Genomic DNA, 20,925 nt, shown 5'->3' on the forward strand with positions numbered 1-20,925 from the left:
GTGGCAGGGGATGCTGTGAACATCCTATTGGCAGCTGCTGCTTACAACTTCAAAAGAGCCATGAAGGCTCTTTTGCACCTGCTCAAAATAATAAGCGAAAAGCTAAGCGAGAGACCATCGATGAATGACTTCTCACTTGCCAATGCTTTTTAAGGGATGACTACATATTCTGAGAAGTTCATACCACCATCCTCATCCATAGACCCTTCGTCGATCGTGCGGCTACCCAGCGTATTTGTCTTAAGCTGATTGATGAAAAGCTGCTTGTTATGCAGCAGATTGAGCTTATAGCTATCCAACGAACGCTCCACGGCATAGATAATCACATCTACTTTATTGTCAGCAAACTCTTTGGCAATCATATTGCCCTTGCGCACGGCACGTCCATTGCGTTGCTCCAAATCCGAAGGGCGCCACGGTGTATCAAGGTGATGGATAGCCACGGCACGTTGCTGGGCATTGACACCCGTTCCCAACATCGAGGTAGAACCGAAGATGATACGAATGTCCCCTCGGTTCATAGCATCCACCATTGCTTTTTTGGCTTTCTCATTCTTGCATTCTTGAATGAAGTGTATCTCGTGTGATGGGATATGATAGTCTTCGACCAGCTTACGCTTAACTTCCGAATAAACGTTCCATTCGGAGGGCTTATAAGTACCTAAATCAGAGAAAACAAACTGTGTACCTTTCTGTGCATCATACTTACGGTAGTAGTCGTTGAGCAGCTTCGCACAATGGCTCGCCTTGTTGTCTATATGATCCGAGTACGCCTCCAAATCAATCATACGTAGATCTAAGCTCATCTTTCGGGCATAATCAGTTGCGATGAGCATCTTAGCCTTTTCCTCGCTCTCGCTGAGCGGCGCACGCCCCAAGAGCGTGGCATTACCCGTCTTGGCAAACTCCATCAGTTTACCGATAAATACCTCCTGTTCGGGTGTAGGCGGAATGTTGTGCAGTACCTCATTCTTCTCGGGACGGTCGATACCGATGTCCCTGGCTGTACGAAAATCGCAAATCTCCGCATAAAACGCCGCCAGTTCGGGCACCTTAATGAAGGTACGGAAGCGTTCCTTTTGAATGATGTCGTTGGTGATGGAGAACTCGTAGTCGGTGGACTTCTTCGCGAAAACCGCCGCCCACGCATCGAAGCTGTTAATGCCCTGCTTTTCGAGTGCCTGTGGACGCAGGTATTTGAACAACAGATAGAGTTCCGTCAAAGAGTTGCTGATGGTCGTACCACTGAGAAACGTTGCCCCCAAATCCTTGCCCGACCGCTCTTGAATGGTACGGATGGCAAAGAGCATATTCAAGGCACGCTGTGAGCCATCAGGATTGCCCAACCCCGACACCCTATTATGCCGAGTGGTAAACATCAGATTCTTGAACTGATGGCTTTCGTCCACGAAGAGGTGGTCAATACCCATCATCTTAAAGTCTACGGCATCGTCCTTGCGCTCGGCGATGCTGTCCTGTATGTTCTGCAACTTGGCTTCAAGCGTCTGCTTGCGTTTTTCCAAGCCTTTGAGCATGGCTCTTGATATATCACGCCCTTGCCGGTGCAAGACCTCAAGGTTTTCTTCTACAGAATCCATCTCCTTCTGCAAGATCGCCTCCTGTATCTCCAACGCTTGCGGTATCATGCCGAACTGCTCATGCGTGAGGATAATGCAATCCCAATCATTGTTCTTGATGTCGCTAAAAATACGTTGGCGGTTTTGTTTGGTAAAGTCATTTTTGCCGGGATAGAGGATTTTAGCATTGGGATAAGCCTTACGAAAGGTATCGGCAATGTCAAAGACATTTGCCTTCAGACCGATAATCATAGGCTTGCCCGCTAAGCCTAATCGCTTCATCTCATAGGCAGCCGTACACATGATAAGGGTCTTACCGCTTCCCACCTCGTGGTCACAGATACCGCCACCATTAGTTTTGAGCATCCACACGGCATCCTTCTGGCTCTTGTAAAGATCGGGAATGCCCAGTCGTTTCAAGTCAAGGTTGGGGAACGATTGGTGCGTGCCGTCAAAGTTCGGTCGCACAAAACAGTTGAACAGACGATTATACCGATCCGAGAGTTGCTGTTTGAATGTATCGGGCGTGCGTCCGAGCCAATCGACAAAGCCCTGTCTTATCTCTTCGATTTTAGCATTGGCCATCTGTATGGCATGTCCGTCCCGAACCTTAATAGTCTTGGTCTCTCCCGTGACGGGATCCCTTACCTCCTGGCTCTTGTTGATGTCGGGAATGGTGTTGTGTAGGGCATGTTTCAAAAGATTGATCCCGTCGTATCGACGGAACTCTCCCCGCACGGCATACTTGTGCCAGATATTGGCATTCTTTTGGTCGCAGACGATGCTGTACTCATCCATATTGGCATGGTAGGAGACGGTTATCTCCGTCTCAAAAAACTCCGAAGCAAACTTGCCATAGACTTTGGAGGGAATCCAACGCTCACCGAGATTGAAGTCCAAATCGGCAAAAGGGATAGGTGTAGGTATGGCTGCCCGTAGGGCGGCAAGGCTCAGTTTCGCTTCCTCGTGCTCAGGATGGTCCAACATCCACGACTCAATACGCTCTGCTTTCTCTACGACGTTTCCCGAAATAAACTTGTCCGCCACCTCATAGGCATCTTCTTCTGGATTATAGTAAATGCGTCCCTCCAAGGAGGAAATGATGTCGCTCTCCTCCATATCGGGTAAAAGAGAACTCATATAGTCAAGTTCTACAGAACCATATTTGTTGAGCGATGCTGCCAAAGCCTCCATCGGGTCGGCTGCAAGCGTCAATTCAGAGGTTGCAAATGCCGTCGGGTGGTCAAAGATGTCCGCCTTGATGAATTTGCCGTTCTCGGAACGTTCCAAGAATAGCATCTCCAAGCCTGTAGCATCCATCTTGATGACATCGGTGTTCGCCTTTTGGTTGAAATAGCCCCAACGTGCCACATAATCGTCATAAAGGCGGTTGAGCTTTTCACGCTCTTCCTTATCCTCTGTATGGTTATTTGCCTCGTAGTCATATAGGCGGTGATAGCTCTCTCTTATTTCTATGTAGGCTTTGAGCCGTGATATTTGGGCGTAGGGCAAGTCCATCGGATTAAATGTGGGATGCCGTTTCAAGTCTGACAGAAAGCCTACCTGTCCTTTCTGCACGACAATGGAACCATCTCTTAGATGGGCATCAGGCGATGCGAGAAAGGGACGTGGCGAGACATCAAACTCTTTCTTGACCTGTTGTATGGGCTGTGGAACTCTCGGCTCCATTCCCTCCATCATATCAAAAAGGGAGGGTTGATTATACCACGTTTCAGCCATCTTCTTGTTCCCTCGTGTGCGTTTGTCACCGGAAACTGTGTTGGATGAAGCCGTTGGAGCGGTTTGTGGCGGAGTTTCTTTTGTGGTTTTCTTCGGGTGTTCCTCTTGCTCCTTTATCTCCTGATTGAATCTGGTTACCTCCTGATTCCAGAGATTGTACTCTTCGGGAGCAAACAGAAGGGGTTCGGCGGGGCTGTTATCCGCCCTTGTATCCATCACGGGATGATGGTCATCGTCAAAGAACACCATCTGTCCGTTCATCTTGCGAGGGGCTTCTATATCCGTGCGTATTTCTTGCTCTTCATACTGCAAGTGAAGTGTCAAAGCCGGTACACCTTCGGGAGCGGACTCCGAGAATAAGGACACTTGTTCCTGTTGCTTGGATGCTTGGGAAACAACCTCTTCAATAGGAGGCACATCCTGGGATGCCTCTAAAATCTCTTCTCCCCGGGCTTCTATTTGAGGTCCTTCCTCAACCGCAACATCGGGGGCTTGTGTAACCGCCTCTTTGGTGTATCGCCCTTGAACAATTTCCTCCAGTTCGGCTATCTCGTGCAGTTTCTTGGGTGTGAAGTACAGGTCGCGCTCAATGCCCAATCCGTGTATCTTGACTTCCTCCATTTCGTCAAGCGACATATTGCCCAACTCCCAGCCGTAACCCATCGTCACGGCACCGAAGCCGATACGGGTCTTTGGGTCGTACTCCAAGAGATAAGCCGTGTAAGCTCCCATCGGGAAGAAGTAACGTATGTATGCCGTCTTATCGCCAATGAGCTGCTTCTCCGTAGCATAGAGTTGGGGCAGTTGCTTCCTGATGCTGTCGGGCATCAGGTCGTAAGCATTCTCGGTTTCTTCACCCTCCGTTGGCTTTTCTTCGGGCAAGTCCACCGTTACACCGAGTCTGTGTAACTCCTTGGCAGCTTCGGATTGCCGCTCCTCCTCCGTCATCGGTATGCCCGTCTCGTAGAGCTTGCGGTCAAAGTGTTTTCCTACATCTTGCGAGAGTCGAATCCGAAGACTCTCCGCCATATCATCCATATCGCCATCGAAGCGATACTCCCATGCCGGCTTGCCATAGGGGTCTGTACCCATCACTCGATCCGTGGCAATGGTTCGATGGGAGATGTCCTTCCATTCTCCCTCGAAGAGCGAGTTGTGGTTGAAAGCAATGGAAAAGCCATCGCCCTTGGGAACGGAGGCGATTTCTACAAACTGCTGCTCGATGCCTTCTCCGATTTCCTTGCCCGACTGCTTTTGCAGGACAATGAGGTCGCTGCCTACTTCCGTCCCGGCGTTTTCAGAGAACATGCCCGATGGCAGACGGATGGCAGAGATAAGCCGACTGTTCTGCATCAGATAACGGCGTATGGCCACATTCTTGGGACTGTCCAATACGCCCTGTGAGGTGATGAATGCAAGGAGTCCTCCCTCCTTGAGCGCGTCCAGCCCTTTTACGAAGAAATAATTGTGGATGGCTCGTGTGGATTCACGCTTGAGAATGTCCTTTCCCCGGCTGTACTCACGGTCATAGACCATAAAATCGCCAAAGGGGATGTTGCTGGTTACAAGGTCGTATTTGTCCTTGTCCTCCAACTCCCCGATGGCTTCAAAGGGATCTTGGCGGACAGAGATATTGCCTTGCCCATAAGGGTGCAAGGCTTGTAAGATACGGGCAGTGAGCAGGTCTTTCTCCATGGCATCGACCGTACCACTCTTTTTCGCGAAGGTTTCGGCAAATGCGCCCATACCTGCCGATGGGTCTAAGCAGCGACGTATGGGTACATTTACAGAGGTGAGTGCCTCTGCAATGGCGGTAACGACACGGGGGGCGGTATAGAAGGAGGTGAGCACACTCGCCTTGATGCTCTCCCAATACCGCTTGGCAGTATTCGCATCCACGGCTTCACGATAAATCATCTGCTTGAGCCTTTGGATCGGTTCAAACAGAGGCTGCTCCGACTTGCTCCAACAGCGGATGTCGTCGGGATTGTCCGTGCGATTCAATACGCATTTCAAGCCACCAAAACCTTGATAACCACGCAACAGGACTTTCTCCGCGTCGGTGGCTTCACGGCGTTCCTTTTCCAAGCGCAAGACCACACGGATGGCTTCCGTATTGGCTTGCAACACTGCTTTCTTATTGTATGCCATAATAGAGACGATCGGTTAAGGGGAAGTCGCTTTCAACTTCCCCGTTTCTTCTTTTTCTGTTCAAATTCAAAGGTGGTGGTGCCGTCTTCTCTGAGTACCAAGCGAGCGTTGAATTTTTTGCCTGCCTTGCTCGTCAAGCCTTTGAGAATAGGAGTGCGTTTGGTGGTTATCAAGTCTCGAATATTGTCTTCGGAGAGGAACGTGCCACAGACCTCACGAAAGACATGGAAGTCGCACCCTTCATTCCTGCACTTGGCGATCTTGGCATAGATGCCTACACTCTCTTTTCCACATTGAGGACAGCGATAGGTCGGATAGGACTTCTGCTCACCGGCAAGTGCGAGCAGTTCCTCACAGATGCTGCCCACATAGGTATTGATCCCCTGTGTGAATTGATCCTCCTGCACCTGTCCTGCTTCTATGGCAGCAAGTGTCAGTTCCCACGCTCCCGTCATCTCCGCATTGGCTATCTTCTTATCCTTGACTATTTCATAGACCGACAAGCCCTTGTCCGTAGGGACGATGGACTTCTTCTCCCTATGGATATACTCCCTTAGAATAAGCGTTTCGATGATGTTGGCACGAGTGGCAGGAGTACCGATCCCGCACTCTGCCATCGCCCTGCGCTTGTCTGCTTCCTCTACTTCCTTGCCTGCGTTCTCCATTGCAGAAAGTAAAGTTGCTTCTGTATAGAGTGGCTTAGGCTTGGTCTTATGCTCGGTGATTTCAGAGGATAGTAGCGGTAGCTCTTCACCCTCCTTCAAATCAGGAAGCATCGCAAGGTTTTGCTCTTCATCTTCTGACTTGCCCTCTTTCGTTTCATTCTGCACCGCTTTCCAGCCTAAGGAGATGGGATGGCAAGCCTTCCACGTGAAGGTATTGGTTCCGTCACTGAGTTCCACCTGCATACGCTCTTCTTCGGAGTCGGGAGAAAAGGCTTCGACAAAGCGGGTTACTACCATATTATACATGGTTGCTTCATCCGCCAACAAGCCGGAAGGTGTTTCACCTGTGGGGATGATGGCATGGTGGTCGGTTACCTTGGAATTGTCCACCGAATGGCGATTGAGCGGAGTCGGAAGAGTTTCACCAATTTTGTGGAGCAGGTCGGGTATTTCCTCGAAGACATCCTCGCTGATGTATCGGCTGCCAGTGCGGGGATAGGTCGTGATTTTCTTCTCGTAAAGGTTCTGTGCAATGGAGAGGGTCTTGTCGGCAGAAAAGCCGTGCTTGCGGTTGGCTTCCTTCTGCAATGTGGTAAGGTCGTACAAGAGGGGTGGCGCAGTATGCATTACCCTTCTTGCGACTGACTCAACAGTGAGCAAACCTATTCCTTTGAGCGTAACGAAAGAGGATTGGGCATTGGTTGCATTGTCAAATGCGGTTTCACACACGGCTTTCATCGACATGCCCTCTTTCTTCATAAGAGCGGAGAGTTTCCAATAGGGTACGGAAGAAAAATCACGGTTCTCTATATACCGACGGCAGACCATAGCAAGGGTTGGGGTCTGTACACGCCCCAGCGAATAACCGCCACGCTTAGCGATGGACAATGCTCGGCTGGCATTGATGCCCACCAGCCAATCGGCTTCTGCCCGTGCCTTGGCAGAATGATAGAGATTATCGTAGTTGCTTCCCGGTTTGAGATGAGCCAAGCCCTCGCGAATGGCTTTGTCTGTCAGGGAAGAAATCCACAATCGATCAAAAGGCTTTTGACAATTCAAATATTGGTGAATCCAACGGAATATTAACTCACCCTCCCGTCCTGCATCGGTGGCAACGATGATACGCTCAGCCCTGTCGAAGCAGGAGTCTATCACATTGAGTTGCTTGAGAGCGGTCGGATCGGATATATATTCCTTGTCCTTGCGAATTTGGCGGACAATAAGTTGAAAGGAGTTGGGACGAATAGGCAGGTCTTTGGCTTTGTAAGAAGCAAAACCGTATGCTTCGGGCATGGCGAGCGTAATCAGGTGTCCCATCGCCCAAGTAACGAGATAGCCGTTACCCTCCAAATATCCGTCCTGCTTGCCGGTTGCCCCGACAATGCGGGCAATATCTCGGGCTACCGAGGGTTTCTCAGCAATAATACAAGTTGTCATAGTGGGTAATGGGATTAAAGGTTACATTTTGTGTCCACGGGACTTTTTCTGTTTGTTCTCGTCCTGTTTCTGTTGCTGGACAGCTGTAGGCTGTGTTTGTCCGGTCTTCAGCGGCTCTTTCACGTGCTTGGTAGCTTCGTTGGTCTTGCCGTGGTTATTCACGGCTACCTGAGTCTTGTGTTCTTCTGCCACGGTTTCCACTTTCCCTGTATTCTGTTTCTTGTCCGGATTCCACTTATAGAAACGTGGTCGATTCTGTTCCTTGTCCATACGAACGTAGGCATTGAAAAAGTTGCCCTCCTTATCGATCATATTCTTCAGATAAAGCGTGCGATCACTGTCCAAGGCTTCACGCTGTTTGTCGGAAAGCTCCAGACCGCAGAGTTTATGAGGTGCTCCCTGCCGCTCTGTCTGCTGCTGTCGTTCTCTAAAACTACGACTATTGTCAAAGATGAACTCAATGCCTTTCTTCTCGGCATTGACCTGCAGAGTAGCATCGAAAGACTTACCACTCTTGGCGGTCATCCCTTCCACTTTTACCGCTTTCCCTTCTACAAGCTCTTTATATTGTTCATCCGAGAGTTTTACCCCTTTGATTTCTTGGGGTATGATCACTCGGTCGGCGCGCAAGGCAACCAATTCGTTGGTCTGTGGATCAATGGAAACATAGGCGGAGAAAGGCTCCCCATTTTTGGGTGTCACCTCAATGGTCTTACCAAGGTTGCCCGTAGCAAGGAGTAGTTCTTTCTCTTCGGGAGAGAACTTATAGCCCATATAGGGGAAGTCGAGCTGGGGCTCTTTGCGAATCGGATGGATAGCCAAGCCGATATTGCCCTCCCCATCTGTGCGAAACGCCAAGCGTGCATCAGTGTAGATGGTGGTATTACCGACAGGTACGGCAATCGTGATAAGATTGCTCTTCTGCCAGTTGAGCATCTTGTCCAGTTCTCCGCCCTGCTCCAACTGTTCACGGGAAAGTCCGAGGCTGTCGAGCATTTTCCAATCCACATTCTCCGGATTGATAGCTGTGGTGTTCTTCTGTTGGGGCAGATAGTCCTCAAAAGGTACGCCCATCTTTGCCAGTTGCTCCTGCGTTTCGGACTTCTCACGACTTTGAAGCAGGGTGCGCAGGTTATCCACGCCTTGCTCCACATTGTCTGCGACCACTCTATACAGTCCGAAGTGGGTCGGTTTGTTGAACTGTTTGAGAAAGTTGGTCATGAAGTTCTTCAGCAGTCCATCCTTATTGTTAAACTTCAAAAAAGCTGCCTGATTGGCGGCTAAGGCTTCGGTCGTTTTAAGGTTCCCCTTGTCGTCGATACCTGAAACCACGGAGAGCTTACCCGCTTCTTTCTCGTTCTTTACCTCTGTGCGGTCCTCCAAGACTAGTACATAGTTGTCATTGTTGTTCGATTCCATAATTCTTTGTGATTAAATGAGTTATTCATTATCGAACATCAAATATATAAGCTATACTCTCATATCTTTAGAGAAGAGGAAATGGCAGGAACAAGAGGGAAAAATAAGGAAATACAAGCCGGCGCATAAGGTGTTCATCAATCCGGGTTTGAATTAAAAATAAGGCATTGCGAAAGCGATACATGTGCAAAATAAGGCATTGCGAAAGCGATACATGTGCAAAATAAGGCATTGTGTGATTTATTTAGTATCTTTGTCTCCACGAATTATGTTGCCAAACGAATGCAGAAAGTTCGCTTTATGGCAGAGTGTCGCTTATCATCAGTTAAACGTAATGTAATGAACGATGTAACTATAGACAAAAGAACACTGGAAATCATACTTAGCGATCAGAAAGAGGAGATAGATAATTGGACGAATGAATATCTATGTCCTCGCAATGAAGAAAGGCTTGTGGATTTGGAAAGTCCTCAGGCACAGGTTGTCATTGGAGTGCGTCGCAGTGGAAAGTCGACACTCTGTCTCCAGACGCTTATAGGTGCAAAAGTAAAGTTTGCCTATGTCGATTTTGACGACGAGCGTCTTGCCAAGCTCGATGCCGACCGGTTGAATAATGTCCTTGAGGTGCTTTATAAGGTATATGGAGACTTCAAGCATATCTTCCTTGATGAGATTCAGAACATCGAAGGATGGCCTTTGTTTGTCAACAGACTTCTGCGCACCAAGATACATGTTATGCTCACAGGTAGCAATGCAAAGTTGTTGAGCAGTGATTTGGCAACACATCTCACTGGTCGCAGCAGCGAAATTGCTCTTTATCCGTTCTCGTTCGCCGAGTACTGCACGATGAAAGGTATTGACTATAACCTTCGTACCACAAAAGGTATTGCCGACCGGAGAAGGACATTCGACGAGTATCTCAGGGATGGCGGGTTCCCTGAATTGACAAAAATAAAGAGTGGAAGGAAGTATATTACCAATTTGGTCGACAATATTTTGAAACGCGATATTGAGCAGCGCTACCATATAGCCTTTCCCGCTCTGTTTGAGAATATGGCATATCATCTTTTGAACATCTCTCCATATATCGTTTCTACTTCCGACCTAACGGAGACATTCAATATCAAGTCGCCGCATACGGTACGTAACTACATCAAATATCTCAAAGAGGCTTATGTGCTTATCGGGATCAAGAAATATTCTCCCAAGAGCAAGCAGCGTATAACCCAAGAGAAGGTGTATGCAGTCGATGTAGCCTTTATGAATCGGAGAGAAAATGCATTTGCAGGCGATAATTTGGGATGGAGGCTTGAAACCAATGTGGTCAATCATTTGGTCAGAAAGTGCAATAATGAGGGATGGGACATTTACTATCTGAACGACCGTTCCGGTGAATGTGATTTCGTTATCTGTAATGGAAATAAGGTTTTACAATGTATTCAGGTGTCATACGACATCTCAGCAGAGAAGACTCGCAAACGAGAGATCAATGGTTTGCTTCTGGCTCACAGACAAACAAGGTGTGAAAACCTCCTGCTCCTGACCGACCATGAGTATGAGGATATAATTCAAAATGGTTTGCAGATTCAGATAAGGCCTGTGTATGAGTGGAGCACGGAGTTTCTTGGCAAAGAGTAGTTGTCTACAGGATATACGTCCCGCGAAGTCTATTTACCCCAAAAGACCTCCCTAATCATTTTGCCTGTAGTAAGAAGTTGTTTCTTTGTTGCCGTCACCATCTGTGCGGAACGCAAGTCAGGCTTCAATATAAGTGAGTAATTCTAAACATACAGGGTAAAATTCTCCTTCTTGACGTATGGGGATATTATGGGAAATAGTAGGAAATAACAGGAGTATTCGCAGTCGTTTCTTGTTTATTCAAAGTATGGATTTGGTAGGGTTATGGATTTGTTGTAAATTGCGACCGAGAAGGGAAGTCCTCTTATGAGGAACAGCCTCTCAAAAAGAGTATTAACAATTAAACAACAAAGAAGTTATGGCATTTCGCTCAACTTTGAACCTCGGAGGGAAGGAATACGATGTTCTTCAGTGCAAGTATTCACTCCGTCGTGATGTGGACTCCAAAGGACGTCCCTCTTCAAACATCTATGGTGGACGCATTCGCGTTTGCGTAGAGTCAACCGCAGATACGACCATTTTGGAACACATGGTCAACCAATTCAAGCCTTTCAGTGGAAGCATCATCTTCAAAAAAGGAGATGAAGAAGCCAAGATGAAAGAACTGCAATTCGAGAATGCCTACATTATCGAATTCGAAGAGGGCATCGATATTGTAGGAGAGAACCCGATGTCTCTCTCTGTTACCATCTCAGCGCAGACGATCAAGATCGGTGGTGCTCAATACGAAGAAAACTGGCCTACGGCTTGACCCATCAAATGATCCTAAGCATGCACCCACACCGTCTCAGAGAGTTCGCTCTTTGATTCGGTGTGGAGTTCGTGCTTGGATCGGTTTGTTTCAACCCAAAAACAAAAATATACCCATGGGCATATTGAACTACGAAATCGGAGGCAATGAGGTCAAAATTGACGCATCGGAAGCCATTGCCAATATTCCGGAAAACCGAACGATGCTTATCGAGAAACTGACTGCCGATGATCCTGTCAATCCTGAAGCCGTTGAAGGATTGACCACGATAGAAGAAGTCTTTGCTGCTTTCCAACCTAATATTGATGTGGAGTTCGAAAGTGCGGAAGGAGAACCCGTGAAGGAGAACTTTCGCTTTGCCAATACCGCAGACTTTCAAATCAAGAATATGACGGAAAGAAGCCTTTTTCTGAGCAAACTGTCCACTCAAAAAGACGTCTATGAGAAATTGGTGAAACAATTGCGAACCAATAAAGTACTTCAAAGGGCATTGGAAAATCCCGAGAGTCGTCAAGCCATCGTTGATGCCTTAACCCAGTTAAAGAATGAATTGATGCAATCATCCATTCGCTAAAAGAGAATGAGTATGGAAGAAAAAGAACAATTAAAACGTGCGGAACAAGAGGCTTCTGCACAACCGGGGTTTCAAGAAAAAGCAGAGGAAAAGTATTCCAAGGATACGCTGGATGCTGCCATATCAGCCCTTTCCCGTTATGGTGGATTCAGTTTCTTGGAAACGACAATCGATGGTCTTCAGAATCTGAATCCGGAACGGAAGGCTCGCAAGAAAATGTTTCTTGTCGAAGAACAAAAGGCGAATGAGCGGAAGGAACTAGCCGACAAGATTGATCTTTGGTTGAAGCTGCTTACGGAGAATGGTGATATACCTACCATGGTGGAAAATTGTCAGACACAGGCATCCTCGGTTTCCGAATTACTGGCAAAAAATCAATTGGCTGCCGTTGAAACCGTGCGGGATTTGGAAATCTCATATCGTGCCGTGCAGCTTTTCTACAAAAATACCGAGTCGGATAAATTGACCAATGTAACCATCGTCAATGCATCCCCCGAGCAATTGACAGACTTGGACAATTCTCGTTTTATAGATTTTGTTGCAAACGAACTGAAACAAAACTATGATCGACTGGACTTGCGTACTAATTATTCCTTGCTAGTGCTACCCGGTTATCTCGGGTCGAATAAAGTGGTGGAAAAATGGGCTAAGATAGCCAACAACAATAAGGTGATGTTGTTCACAGACTTTGCCGACTTGGAGAAGCCGGATGATGTGGTGGATATGTTTTTCACTTCCAATCTCGCTGGAGGTGATACTTTCAAATGTAATACGGTCATGTGTTGCAATTGGTTAGTGGGTCGCGGAGCTTACAAGGAAATCGGAGAAACTGAAGATTTGCATGTATCTCCTTCTTCGGCGCTGGCTGGAAAGGTCTACCGCACATTGATGTCGCAGGTTACCGCCGGAAAGAAATACGGAGGGATCAATGAAGTAGACTCCGTGGTATTCCCTCTGAAGAAAAGCGAAATATCCCAGCTGGATTCAATGGGATTGGTTCCTATGGTGAATGAGTATGGAAAGGTGATGGCATTCTCTGCTAAAACGCTTTTCAATGGAGATAATCTCGGATTGCAAACCTACTCGGTTGTTCGCGTATTTGACTATATCACCAAGGTCTTGTTTGATTTTCTGAACCGTCGTTCTTTCGAGAATTGGAGTGGAAAGACCGAACGAGATCTCCGCTCTCAGATTGTGAAGTTCTTGGATGATATACAAGGTCCCGATCGATTGATCGAACGCTCCAAGATCATGCGTTTGGAAAGAGATCCGAACCAAAAAGACCGTATCTATCTGGATATTCATATCACTCCTTATTTCCCGGCCAAGAGTTTTGTCATCAAACTGGATGGAACAAAAGGAGATGACGAAACCAATTGGACGAGCGAATACGAGCAGGAGAAATAACACAACGCCCCCTCCCGGGCACTCACTCATAAATGCTACTTAAAAATGGAACTATCACTTAACCCAGTAAAACCGAAAGTCCGTTTCGACGGAGAAGAATTTTTGTTTGAATCTCTGATACTGGAGCAGAAGATGAACTCCTGCCACTACTTTGAGGTAGTCAAGGAATTCTTCTCGCAGGATGAAATGTGGAAAGCCAAGCCGGTGGAATTGGTAGGGATGATCGGTTCCCGTGTCCTTATCTATTTGGAGCATTTGGACGGGAGTCATCCCTATGAGTTTTCGGGTTGGGTCACCGATGTGCAGATTGATTCGTGGGAAGATTTTGTGGACAGCTCAGACTACAGGCACCGTTCCAATAAGGTGCGCATCATCGGTCAGGGAGACGTGGTTAAATTGGATGGAGCTACCACGATGAACTCCTTTGTCGACTGTTCATTAAGTAGTATTGTGAAACAGACGACTCGAGACTCCCGTTTCGAAGTCAAGTGCAACCCCAAGCATAAGGCTCTCCTGCCTTATGCCATGCAGTACGGGGAGAGCAAGTTCGAGTTTCTGAATCGCCTCTCTTGTACATACGGAGAACTCTTCTACTACGATGGGCGCACCCTCTTCTTCGGCACTCCAGATGACCCGAAGTCTGAAGACTTGTATGTAGATCAGGATTTGACGAGCCTGCGTACCTCCTCTTCGGCCGTCCCCCGGAAGTACATCGGGTATGGTTATCTTCCGGTAGAGAATCAATTCGTGCGCACACCTGCATGCTTCGAGCGTAACGACAAGCATTGGCTGATCGATACCGTCACAAAGAGATCCGACTATCTGTTTCCCGACAAAGGTATAGTAGAAGCGGGAACTTCGGCATACCACGATTCGCATATATATGATATGGCGGATAATCGACGATCGGATGCCGCGGGGAGGATGATGAATATCGAGGGCGAGACCCGTACCTGCCGTATCAAGTTGGGAGGATTGGTGAATGTGTTCTTTCCGCTGAAGATGGATGTCCCTTGGCTGGGTCAGTATCGTATTATCCAAATCAATCATCGTGTAGATAAGAACGGAAATTACAGCAATCATTTCGTGGCGATTCCGAGTCGGTATGAATATGTCCCCGAGCGCTTTACGCACAAGCTCATTGCCTATCCGGAGGTCGCCACGGTATCGGACAATAATGACCCAAAGGGGCAAGGGCGTGTGCAGGTACAGTTCCACTGGCAGAAACCTCTCAGCCTTACTACCAATTGGCTGAGGGTACAGACTCCTGATGCTGGCAGCAGTGACAAGGTATCCGGTAACCGAGGATTGGTAACAATTCCCGAAGTTGGTGATCAGGTGATGGTCGGCTTCGAGCATGGCGATCCGCACCGCCCTTTCGTTATGGGAAGTCTATTCCATGGAAAGAACGGGAAAGGCGGAGATACGGGAAACCATCTGAAAAGCATTTCTACCCGTAGTGGGCATCATATCGTATTTAACGATGACGAACAAGGTGATTGGAGCATCACCATCAAAGATCAGGGAGGAAATATTATCCACTTGGATACAAAAGGGAAAAATATCGAAATTTCCACGCCTGAGACATTAACGGTCAATGCTAAAAATATCAGTCTGAATGTTCTGGAAAATATGAGTACACATATCGGGAAGAATAATTCTCTTACCGTCGGTGAGACGAATGCAGAAACAGTTCAGGGAATGAAAAATACGACGGTGTCCGGAGACCTAAATGTTTTTGTATCAGGCAGTCTTGTCGAGAATATAGAAGGCGATGTTTACAGCGACACAAAGCAGGGTAAAACGGTTGTAAATGGCGATCATGGTATTGACAGTAAAGTGAATGGAACCTTTTACAGAGAGGCGCAAAAGAAAATCCGCAACAATGGAGGAGAAAATTCTTCTTTCTTTTAGCTTTATGATCGGTTATGAGCAGAATCAGAAATGTAAAAGGACACATCACTGAAGTGGTTGGGGGAGATTATAAAATCTACTCCGCCTCTGATATCGTGGAAAGTGCGACGGATAAATTTCACGAAACGGCAGGCGAAGGCTTTTTTTTCGGGGAACCGGAAGATCCTCCTACGTCTCCTGACAATCCCGCAAAGAAACCCCTAGAACTTATTGTTCATTTCAGAAGACCTGACGATTACGATGGCGAATTTGGATTCGATTGGATGAGGGATGATTACAAGGATATCTGTTCAAACTTTGACGAATTGGGAAGGGATTACGAATCGATGAAGATTTATGGAAAACCATATTATGTTCCATGGTTGGCAATATTCCCTGATGATCACAAACAGCAATCTGAAAAAGGAATTAGATTAAAACTTGAAATAGAGAGTCTAAACAATAGCGAAGATAACATTGGAACTAAGATTGGATTGTCAACATCCTCTCCTTTCTTGTTAGTGAATCCAACGGAGATAGATTCACAAAAATCTTCTCATATAATAGAGATTAGATGCACTGAAAAAATTGCAGATGATAAAATATTTATTGAAGCAAGAGATTTGGCCTCCCAAAACCTTGTTGGGAAGTTGAACATTCTACGCAATGATAGCATATATCGTTTTACCCTTTTTCTAATTCGACTGCTGGATGATCCTGATAAGGCAGAAAATGAGGAGGAGAAGTCTGCTATCGAACGAGCCAATGAATGTTATTTGGGACACATAAATGATGACTGGATAAATTCTGTCGCAGATAGGGTAAACAATTTTGGGCTTAACCAAGCTCTGATAAAGTGTGATGTCGTATTTAAGGATATAAAAATAGACTCCAAAGATTGGATTAAAAATGGTTATCTTACTGAGGATAAGAGAATTATTGAAACTTCATTTCGTGAGGCAATAAAACCATTATGTGAAAATAATGGGGTTTCTGTTTTTCTCTGTGGTTTTCTTTCTAAAGGATTCTCCAGTGGAGCTGCTTGGGCAGGAACAAAGCCAACAACATTAAACTATGTTATATGTCCGCAATATATTGATTCTGACGGTTCTAGTTATGCAAAAAGGATTTTACTACACGAGATAGGTCATGTCTTGGGGTTGGGGCATACTTTTGGTAATGATAATACATATAAATTACAAATGCTTAAAACTGACAACATAATGGACTATCCTGTGGATCCAGAAAACCAAAAAAATCTGAATCCTTTTGATAGAATTACATTCTCGAGAAGACAATGGCTGAAAATGCAAGAAGAAATAGTTTCATATCATGGAAATAAAGAGTAGACTTTTATGCTTGATTATTCTTTTGTTGGGAAGTATCCCCAAAATTGAAGCCCAGAGGACTATTACGAAAGAAGAACTTAACGATAGCACCTATACTTGTCGTCTGGATGGAGTTTACGTCTTGCAGGACAGAACACGCAAAACTATTCTCAGTTTCAAAAATGGGAAAAAGCATGGTCAATGGGTTACTTTTGACAAGGATTTATCCTTTTGGGTCGAGACTTTCGAAAAAGGAAAAAGGCAGGGCCTGTTTGTATCGTCAACCATGTACGGGGGTGTATTTGGATATTATGATAATGATCAGAAAGAGGGCTACTGGTATGAAGGAGATGACCAAAGGGGTGAAGAAGGGAATTACCATGAGGGACAAAGAACCGGAATATGGAAATGCTATAACTTCAGTGAAGGAATACTTTGGACAGGCTCTTACAAAAGAGGCCTCAAGGATGGTGTATGGATATGCCATGAATTAAATCACCCTGAGCATGTTCTTGCGAAAGAGATATTCAGAATGGGCATTTTGGAGAGCAGCGTAACTTTTGAAGATTGAGTCACACATGAGTGATTTTTGGGGAATTACACTTGTTTAAATCGAAATCGTTAAGCCAATATAAAAATGAGCGCAATAGAGATGACAACAAATGAGCGAGGAGTAAACTCTATGCGTATCTATCGCCAAAGTGTGTGCTATCCGAAAGCGAACATCGAGCTGCTTTTCGATGTCATTATAGAACGGCTTGCATCTGAACAGCTTGATGAATATCGCTTGCTGTGTTCCTGCGAACATTTTTTTATCAATGGTCATGCTCCTGAAAGTTTTATAGACAAATTGAGTGTATCCATTTCTCAGGCTTTTTATCCACTTGATTTATCCATCAATCGAAAAGACATGGCTATACGGATCAACAACTCTCAAGCAATAATAGAGAGGTGGGAGGCGAAGAAAAAAGAACTTTTGTACGAAAATGCCGGAGAATATTTGCTCGCTTATATCAGTCGGATGGATACTATACTCAGAGATGAGAAAATCATGTTGTCGGCAATCGAAAAAAACTTCATTTTCATAAATCTATTTGTGATTCCATTCTCCATTGACAGTTCAATCCTTTATCAGAAGATGGGTCAACTCCATATCCCCTCCGGACAGTATGGCGAGAGGCTTCTTTTCAATGGTGAGTTCATGCTGGAAGAAGAGGATGATGGACACACCACTCTCCTTTCTTTCGACGGACGGGCAACCAAATATTCCATCACTTCGACCGGAAGCCTTCAAAAGGATGATTACAAAACAAAAGTTGCCTATTTCATCTCCAAGGAAATGAAAACCATTGATGATATTTATGCCGATACTTATCTACTGTCAGAAGATGAAGAAAAGGAAGGCAGCCTGTTTCAATCCGTACGAATACATTACCTTAGAAGTTGAAAAGGAGAAAGAAGATGGGTAAAGAAAAAACTATTCTCGTACATGGAGCAATCTGTAAGTGTCAATTCGGCACGACACCGGATGTCTTGCAGGTGAAGACCCAGAAGAAGCATTATGCCAACGATAACACCGCTTCACAACAGTTAATCGCTACCGATAAAGAAATCGGACAGGCATTTCAGTCCGGCACATTCGGTAGTTGCAAGATGATGAACAACAATCCTTGCAAATCCATTGTCACCCAATGGACCGGTTTTTATGATAAGGTCACACTGAGCAATGGAGGAAAGATTCTAACGAACGAAAGCAGGGCGGTTTGTCCTATGGGAGGGGGAGCTCCATGTATCGAGGTCGTACACCACGGACAACTGGCTGTTCCATCGGTAGAGAACATGGCAAAAGCAAAAGAAGAAATACACAGTCAAATAAATCCATTTCTCAATCCGGTTGATTCCGTTGAGCATGATTTATTCGAGGGTGTGGTTATTGTAGCAATAGACGATTGATCTCATGGGTTGGAAATACGAAATCGTAGTATTGGGAGAAGACGGTGAAAACACCATCGTACACCGCAATGTGTCTGTAGCAGGGAAAACAGTCGACATTCTCTATGTAAAAAGAGGGTATGAAAAGGCGTATGTCCAACTGAGGATGGGAAGTTCATATGGATTGGAAGCAGAGCGTTGGCGTGAGAAAGCTCGAAAGGAAGGCTTGTCGGATTTGAATCGCCAATGGCAGCCGATCCCCTCTTCCATCGGCAAACCTCCCGTTTCGAACGCAGAACTCAAGCAAATGAATTGGGTATTTGCCGCTCAAGACGATAATGGGGAATGGGCGAATTCAGGCTTTAATGTGGTCGAAACTCAAAAGAAAACGATCAAGATTGAAGAGGGAATCTTTGAAACTGTATACAGTTCGACCATTAGCATTAGTAGTTCCTCGAAGTTTTCTTTGGGGCGTTTTTATTGGCTGGAGCCATATTTCAAAATTCCTGACTTCCAAAAGAAAAACAGTATTTATGGGATTTATATCGTATTCTTTGACGATCCACAGCCGATGGATATTTCATGGATGGGATACCCCAAAGACGGACCTTTGCTTCCCGTTATACAATCGTATGGAAATACGGTTAATCTGGAAGTCATTTCACACCGTATGCCCAATGACGTATTGGCAGCTTTTCATAGCTTTGGGAAGTATCACCTTACGGTATATTGCGACGACAAAGTCCTAAAAAAGAAGATAATCCTGGCAAAAAATGCCGTTTCCGATGTGATGTTGACATCTCACAACCGGATACCGATATTGATCGAACCCTCTTGGCGTGAAATGCTCGGGCATAAAGAGAGCAACGGGGAGAAAGAATTGCGGATAGAGATTGAAGCTGAACTGATGTACAATCCGAATGCTCAAAAGATAAAAACGGAGTCGATAGATTCGAATACCTCTGATCTGGTATTCGATGTTGAAAAAATCAATCTGCAAACCAACGATAGTATCGGCACTTACACAAAAGACTCGGAGAATGAAGAAACGGTTTCCATCCGTTACCGGCGTCCTCAAGGGAAATTTGCCGATCCATATATGGGGCATGATCCGCGGGTGGAAGCCGAGAACATGGCAAAGGCACTGGCAGGTTTTTATCCGGCTACGGAAAAAAAGAAATTAGGCAAACAGCTTCGGTTCAAGGTTCGGTACGAAAAGAAATCAGAGATTCAGGAACACCGTAGAGAGAATGTAGCTAAGATGCTTGCCGTGATAGGCAAAAACGACAGAGAGTTCAAAGCTCCGGCAAACAATCCCTGCAAATACGCGGCTATCGAGATTTCTTCTCCCGGACGGGAACCGTATCTCATCTTCGAAGAAACAGACAAAGGGGTACGCGACCTGACCGGCAACACAGGCTTCAATCTTGTAGCCGGGGAGCATCCAAGTTCTTCCAATGTCAGCATCGTATTAAAAAAACTTGACACAAAAAGTTGCAGAAACAAAACCCTCTCCCACAAAGGAGATAAGAACGTTTTCGACCTGAGTAAAATGAAACAGTTGGGAATGCGGGAGGAGGATTACAAGCTCTCCGGAAATAAATTGGAGATGACCCTGCGGTACGATTATAATAAAACATACGATACCAATCTGGGCAAAATAGGGAATAAAATAGTCGATTCTGCATGGCTTTTTCATTATTTCTTGCTCAAAGAAGAAATGAAACAATCCTACCTGGTTCTTGTAAATACCTGCGCCTATCCCAACCAGATGGTGAATATCAATGTGTATCCGGATGTTGAGTGGACATTTCATCTGAATTATGGAATGAAAAACCCATTATTCTATCGAGATACATTTGTTCAAATGCGACAGCATCGTGTTGAAAAAGCTTTTAAGAAAGGACAAGCAGCTGACATTGATGGATATGACGGAAGTTTGCAAACAACATTTTCATTGGCTTTGGAATGCAAATGGAATAAGACAGAATCAGCCAAGCTGGATCAAAAAATTGCGGAAAACATAAAATTATTTGTAGGATCATTTCTAAAAATAAAGAGATTCGTTGATCAAGTAACAGGGAAGGATAAAGGAAGTTCGACAAAGGGATTCAGCGCCGATTTGTTAAAACGTGTAAAGAGGTCCCCTCTATCAATAGAAGTACAATCTCCTAAACTTAGCATTGCAGCAGGATGGAAATACGAGTGTGGTAGAAAAGAAGAGCACAAAGCCCATAAGTTGGCTGTGACTACGGAAATAAAGGCTAAAGCAGATCCCCTTATAGGGGCAGAAGCGACTATAGACTTGATTGCATGGGGTAAAAAATTACACCCCGCGGCTGAAGCAGTAATCACTGCACTGGATTTGTTGGCATATGCTGCAAATGCAGAAGTAAGATTCGACTTGATTTTT

Annotated in this window: 12 protein-coding genes and 2 pseudogenes; 11 read left to right on the forward strand and 3 right to left on the reverse strand. The window is 45.7% G+C overall.

What is annotated here, in order from left to right; translation table 11 throughout:
* Nucleotides 1-153: pseudogene (locus C7382_RS01875) on the forward strand (IS5/IS1182 family transposase); the annotation flags it as partial.
* A 2-nt stretch (nt 154-155) separates the two neighbouring features.
* Here the strand turns inward: C7382_RS01875 and C7382_RS01880 are convergent.
* From C7382_RS01880 to C7382_RS01890, 3 genes and pseudogenes are all read right to left on the reverse strand, one after another.
* Nucleotides 156-5,468: pseudogene (locus C7382_RS01880) on the reverse strand (DUF2958 domain-containing protein); the annotation flags it as partial.
* 32 nt (nt 5,469-5,500) lie between these two features.
* Nucleotides 5,501-7,570, reverse strand: a complete 2,070-nt coding sequence (gene topB, locus C7382_RS01885) for a DNA topoisomerase III (protein ID WP_116678631.1) — start codon at nt 7,568-7,570, stop codon at nt 5,501-5,503.
* A 21-nt stretch (nt 7,571-7,591) separates the two neighbouring features.
* Nucleotides 7,592-8,989 carry a DUF3945 domain-containing protein gene (locus tag C7382_RS01890; protein ID WP_116678632.1) on the reverse strand — a complete coding sequence of 466 codons (1,398 nt, stop codon included), beginning with the start codon at nt 8,987-8,989 and terminating at the stop codon, nt 7,592-7,594.
* Nucleotides 8,990-9,328: 339 nt separating this feature from the next.
* On the opposite strand from C7382_RS01890, the gene C7382_RS01895 reads away from it, so the two are divergent.
* The 10 genes from C7382_RS01895 to C7382_RS01940 form a co-directional block, all read left to right on the forward strand.
* Nucleotides 9,329-10,627 (forward strand): ATP-binding protein, encoded by a 1,299-nt coding sequence (locus C7382_RS01895; RefSeq protein WP_243405624.1) that lies wholly within the window; start codon nt 9,329-9,331, stop codon nt 10,625-10,627.
* 358 nt (nt 10,628-10,985) lie between these two features.
* Nucleotides 10,986-11,378 (forward strand): type VI secretion system tube protein TssD, encoded by a 393-nt coding sequence (gene tssD / locus C7382_RS01900; RefSeq protein ID WP_116678633.1) that lies wholly within the window; start codon nt 10,986-10,988, stop codon nt 11,376-11,378.
* A 115-nt stretch (nt 11,379-11,493) separates the two neighbouring features.
* A complete protein-coding gene (locus C7382_RS01905; protein ID WP_116678634.1) occupies nt 11,494-11,952 on the forward strand; it encodes a hypothetical protein in 459 nt (152 codons plus the stop codon).
* 12 nt (nt 11,953-11,964) lie between these two features.
* Nucleotides 11,965-13,359, forward strand: a complete 1,395-nt coding sequence (locus C7382_RS01910) for a DUF5458 family protein (protein WP_116678770.1) — start codon at nt 11,965-11,967, stop codon at nt 13,357-13,359.
* Nucleotides 13,360-13,404: 45 nt separating this feature from the next.
* On the forward strand, nt 13,405-15,273 hold the full coding sequence (locus C7382_RS01915) for a type VI secretion system Vgr family protein (RefSeq protein ID WP_243405625.1): 1,869 nt from the start codon (nt 13,405-13,407) through the stop codon (nt 15,271-15,273).
* A gap of 14 nt (nt 15,274-15,287) precedes the next feature.
* Complete coding sequence (locus C7382_RS01920; RefSeq protein ID WP_116678635.1) at nt 15,288-16,601, forward strand: zinc metalloprotease; 1,314 nt, start codon at nt 15,288-15,290, stop codon at nt 16,599-16,601.
* Nucleotides 16,585-17,151 (forward strand): toxin-antitoxin system YwqK family antitoxin, encoded by a 567-nt coding sequence (locus C7382_RS01925; RefSeq protein WP_116678636.1) that lies wholly within the window; start codon nt 16,585-16,587, stop codon nt 17,149-17,151. Before C7382_RS01920 ends, C7382_RS01925 begins: the two co-directional genes overlap by 17 nt.
* Before the next feature lie 66 nt (nt 17,152-17,217).
* The gene (locus C7382_RS01930; protein ID WP_133241525.1) at nt 17,218-18,027 is read left to right on the forward strand and encodes a hypothetical protein; all 810 of its coding nucleotides are present in this window, start codon (nt 17,218-17,220) and stop codon (nt 18,025-18,027) included.
* Between the two features lie 14 nt (nt 18,028-18,041).
* The gene (locus tag C7382_RS01935) at nt 18,042-18,533 is read left to right on the forward strand and encodes a DUF4280 domain-containing protein (protein ID WP_116678638.1); all 492 of its coding nucleotides are present in this window, start codon (nt 18,042-18,044) and stop codon (nt 18,531-18,533) included.
* 4 nt (nt 18,534-18,537) lie between these two features.
* Nucleotides 18,538-20,925: hypothetical protein (locus tag C7382_RS01940; RefSeq protein ID WP_165815106.1), on the forward strand; the 2,388-nt coding region annotated here is incomplete at its 3' end.

Origin of the sequence: Porphyromonas loveana (assembly GCF_003096695.1) — a bacterium.
GTDB classification, from domain to species: domain Bacteria; phylum Bacteroidota; class Bacteroidia; order Bacteroidales; family Porphyromonadaceae; genus Porphyromonas; species Porphyromonas loveana.

Bases quoted from the DNA above. Each gene is read 5' to 3' on its own strand.
- topB (WP_116678631.1), bottom strand. From the start codon at position 7,570: ATGACAACTTGTATTATTGCTGAGAAACCCTCGGTAGCCCGAGATATT.
- C7382_RS01890 (WP_116678632.1), bottom strand. From the start codon at position 8,989: ATGGAATCGAACAACAATGACAACTATGTACTAGTCTTGGAGGACCGC.
- C7382_RS01895 (WP_243405624.1), top strand. From the start codon at position 9,329: ATGAACGATGTAACTATAGACAAAAGAACACTGGAAATCATACTTAGC.
- tssD (WP_116678633.1), top strand. From the start codon at position 10,986: ATGGCATTTCGCTCAACTTTGAACCTCGGAGGGAAGGAATACGATGTT.
- C7382_RS01905 (WP_116678634.1), top strand. From the start codon at position 11,494: ATGGGCATATTGAACTACGAAATCGGAGGCAATGAGGTCAAAATTGAC.
- C7382_RS01910 (WP_116678770.1), top strand. From the start codon at position 11,965: ATGGAAGAAAAAGAACAATTAAAACGTGCGGAACAAGAGGCTTCTGCA.
- C7382_RS01915 (WP_243405625.1), top strand. From the start codon at position 13,405: ATGGAACTATCACTTAACCCAGTAAAACCGAAAGTCCGTTTCGACGGA.
- C7382_RS01920 (WP_116678635.1), top strand. From the start codon at position 15,288: ATGAGCAGAATCAGAAATGTAAAAGGACACATCACTGAAGTGGTTGGG.
- C7382_RS01925 (WP_116678636.1), top strand. From the start codon at position 16,585: ATGGAAATAAAGAGTAGACTTTTATGCTTGATTATTCTTTTGTTGGGA.
- C7382_RS01930 (WP_133241525.1), top strand. From the start codon at position 17,218: ATGAGCGCAATAGAGATGACAACAAATGAGCGAGGAGTAAACTCTATG.
- C7382_RS01935 (WP_116678638.1), top strand. From the start codon at position 18,042: ATGGGTAAAGAAAAAACTATTCTCGTACATGGAGCAATCTGTAAGTGT.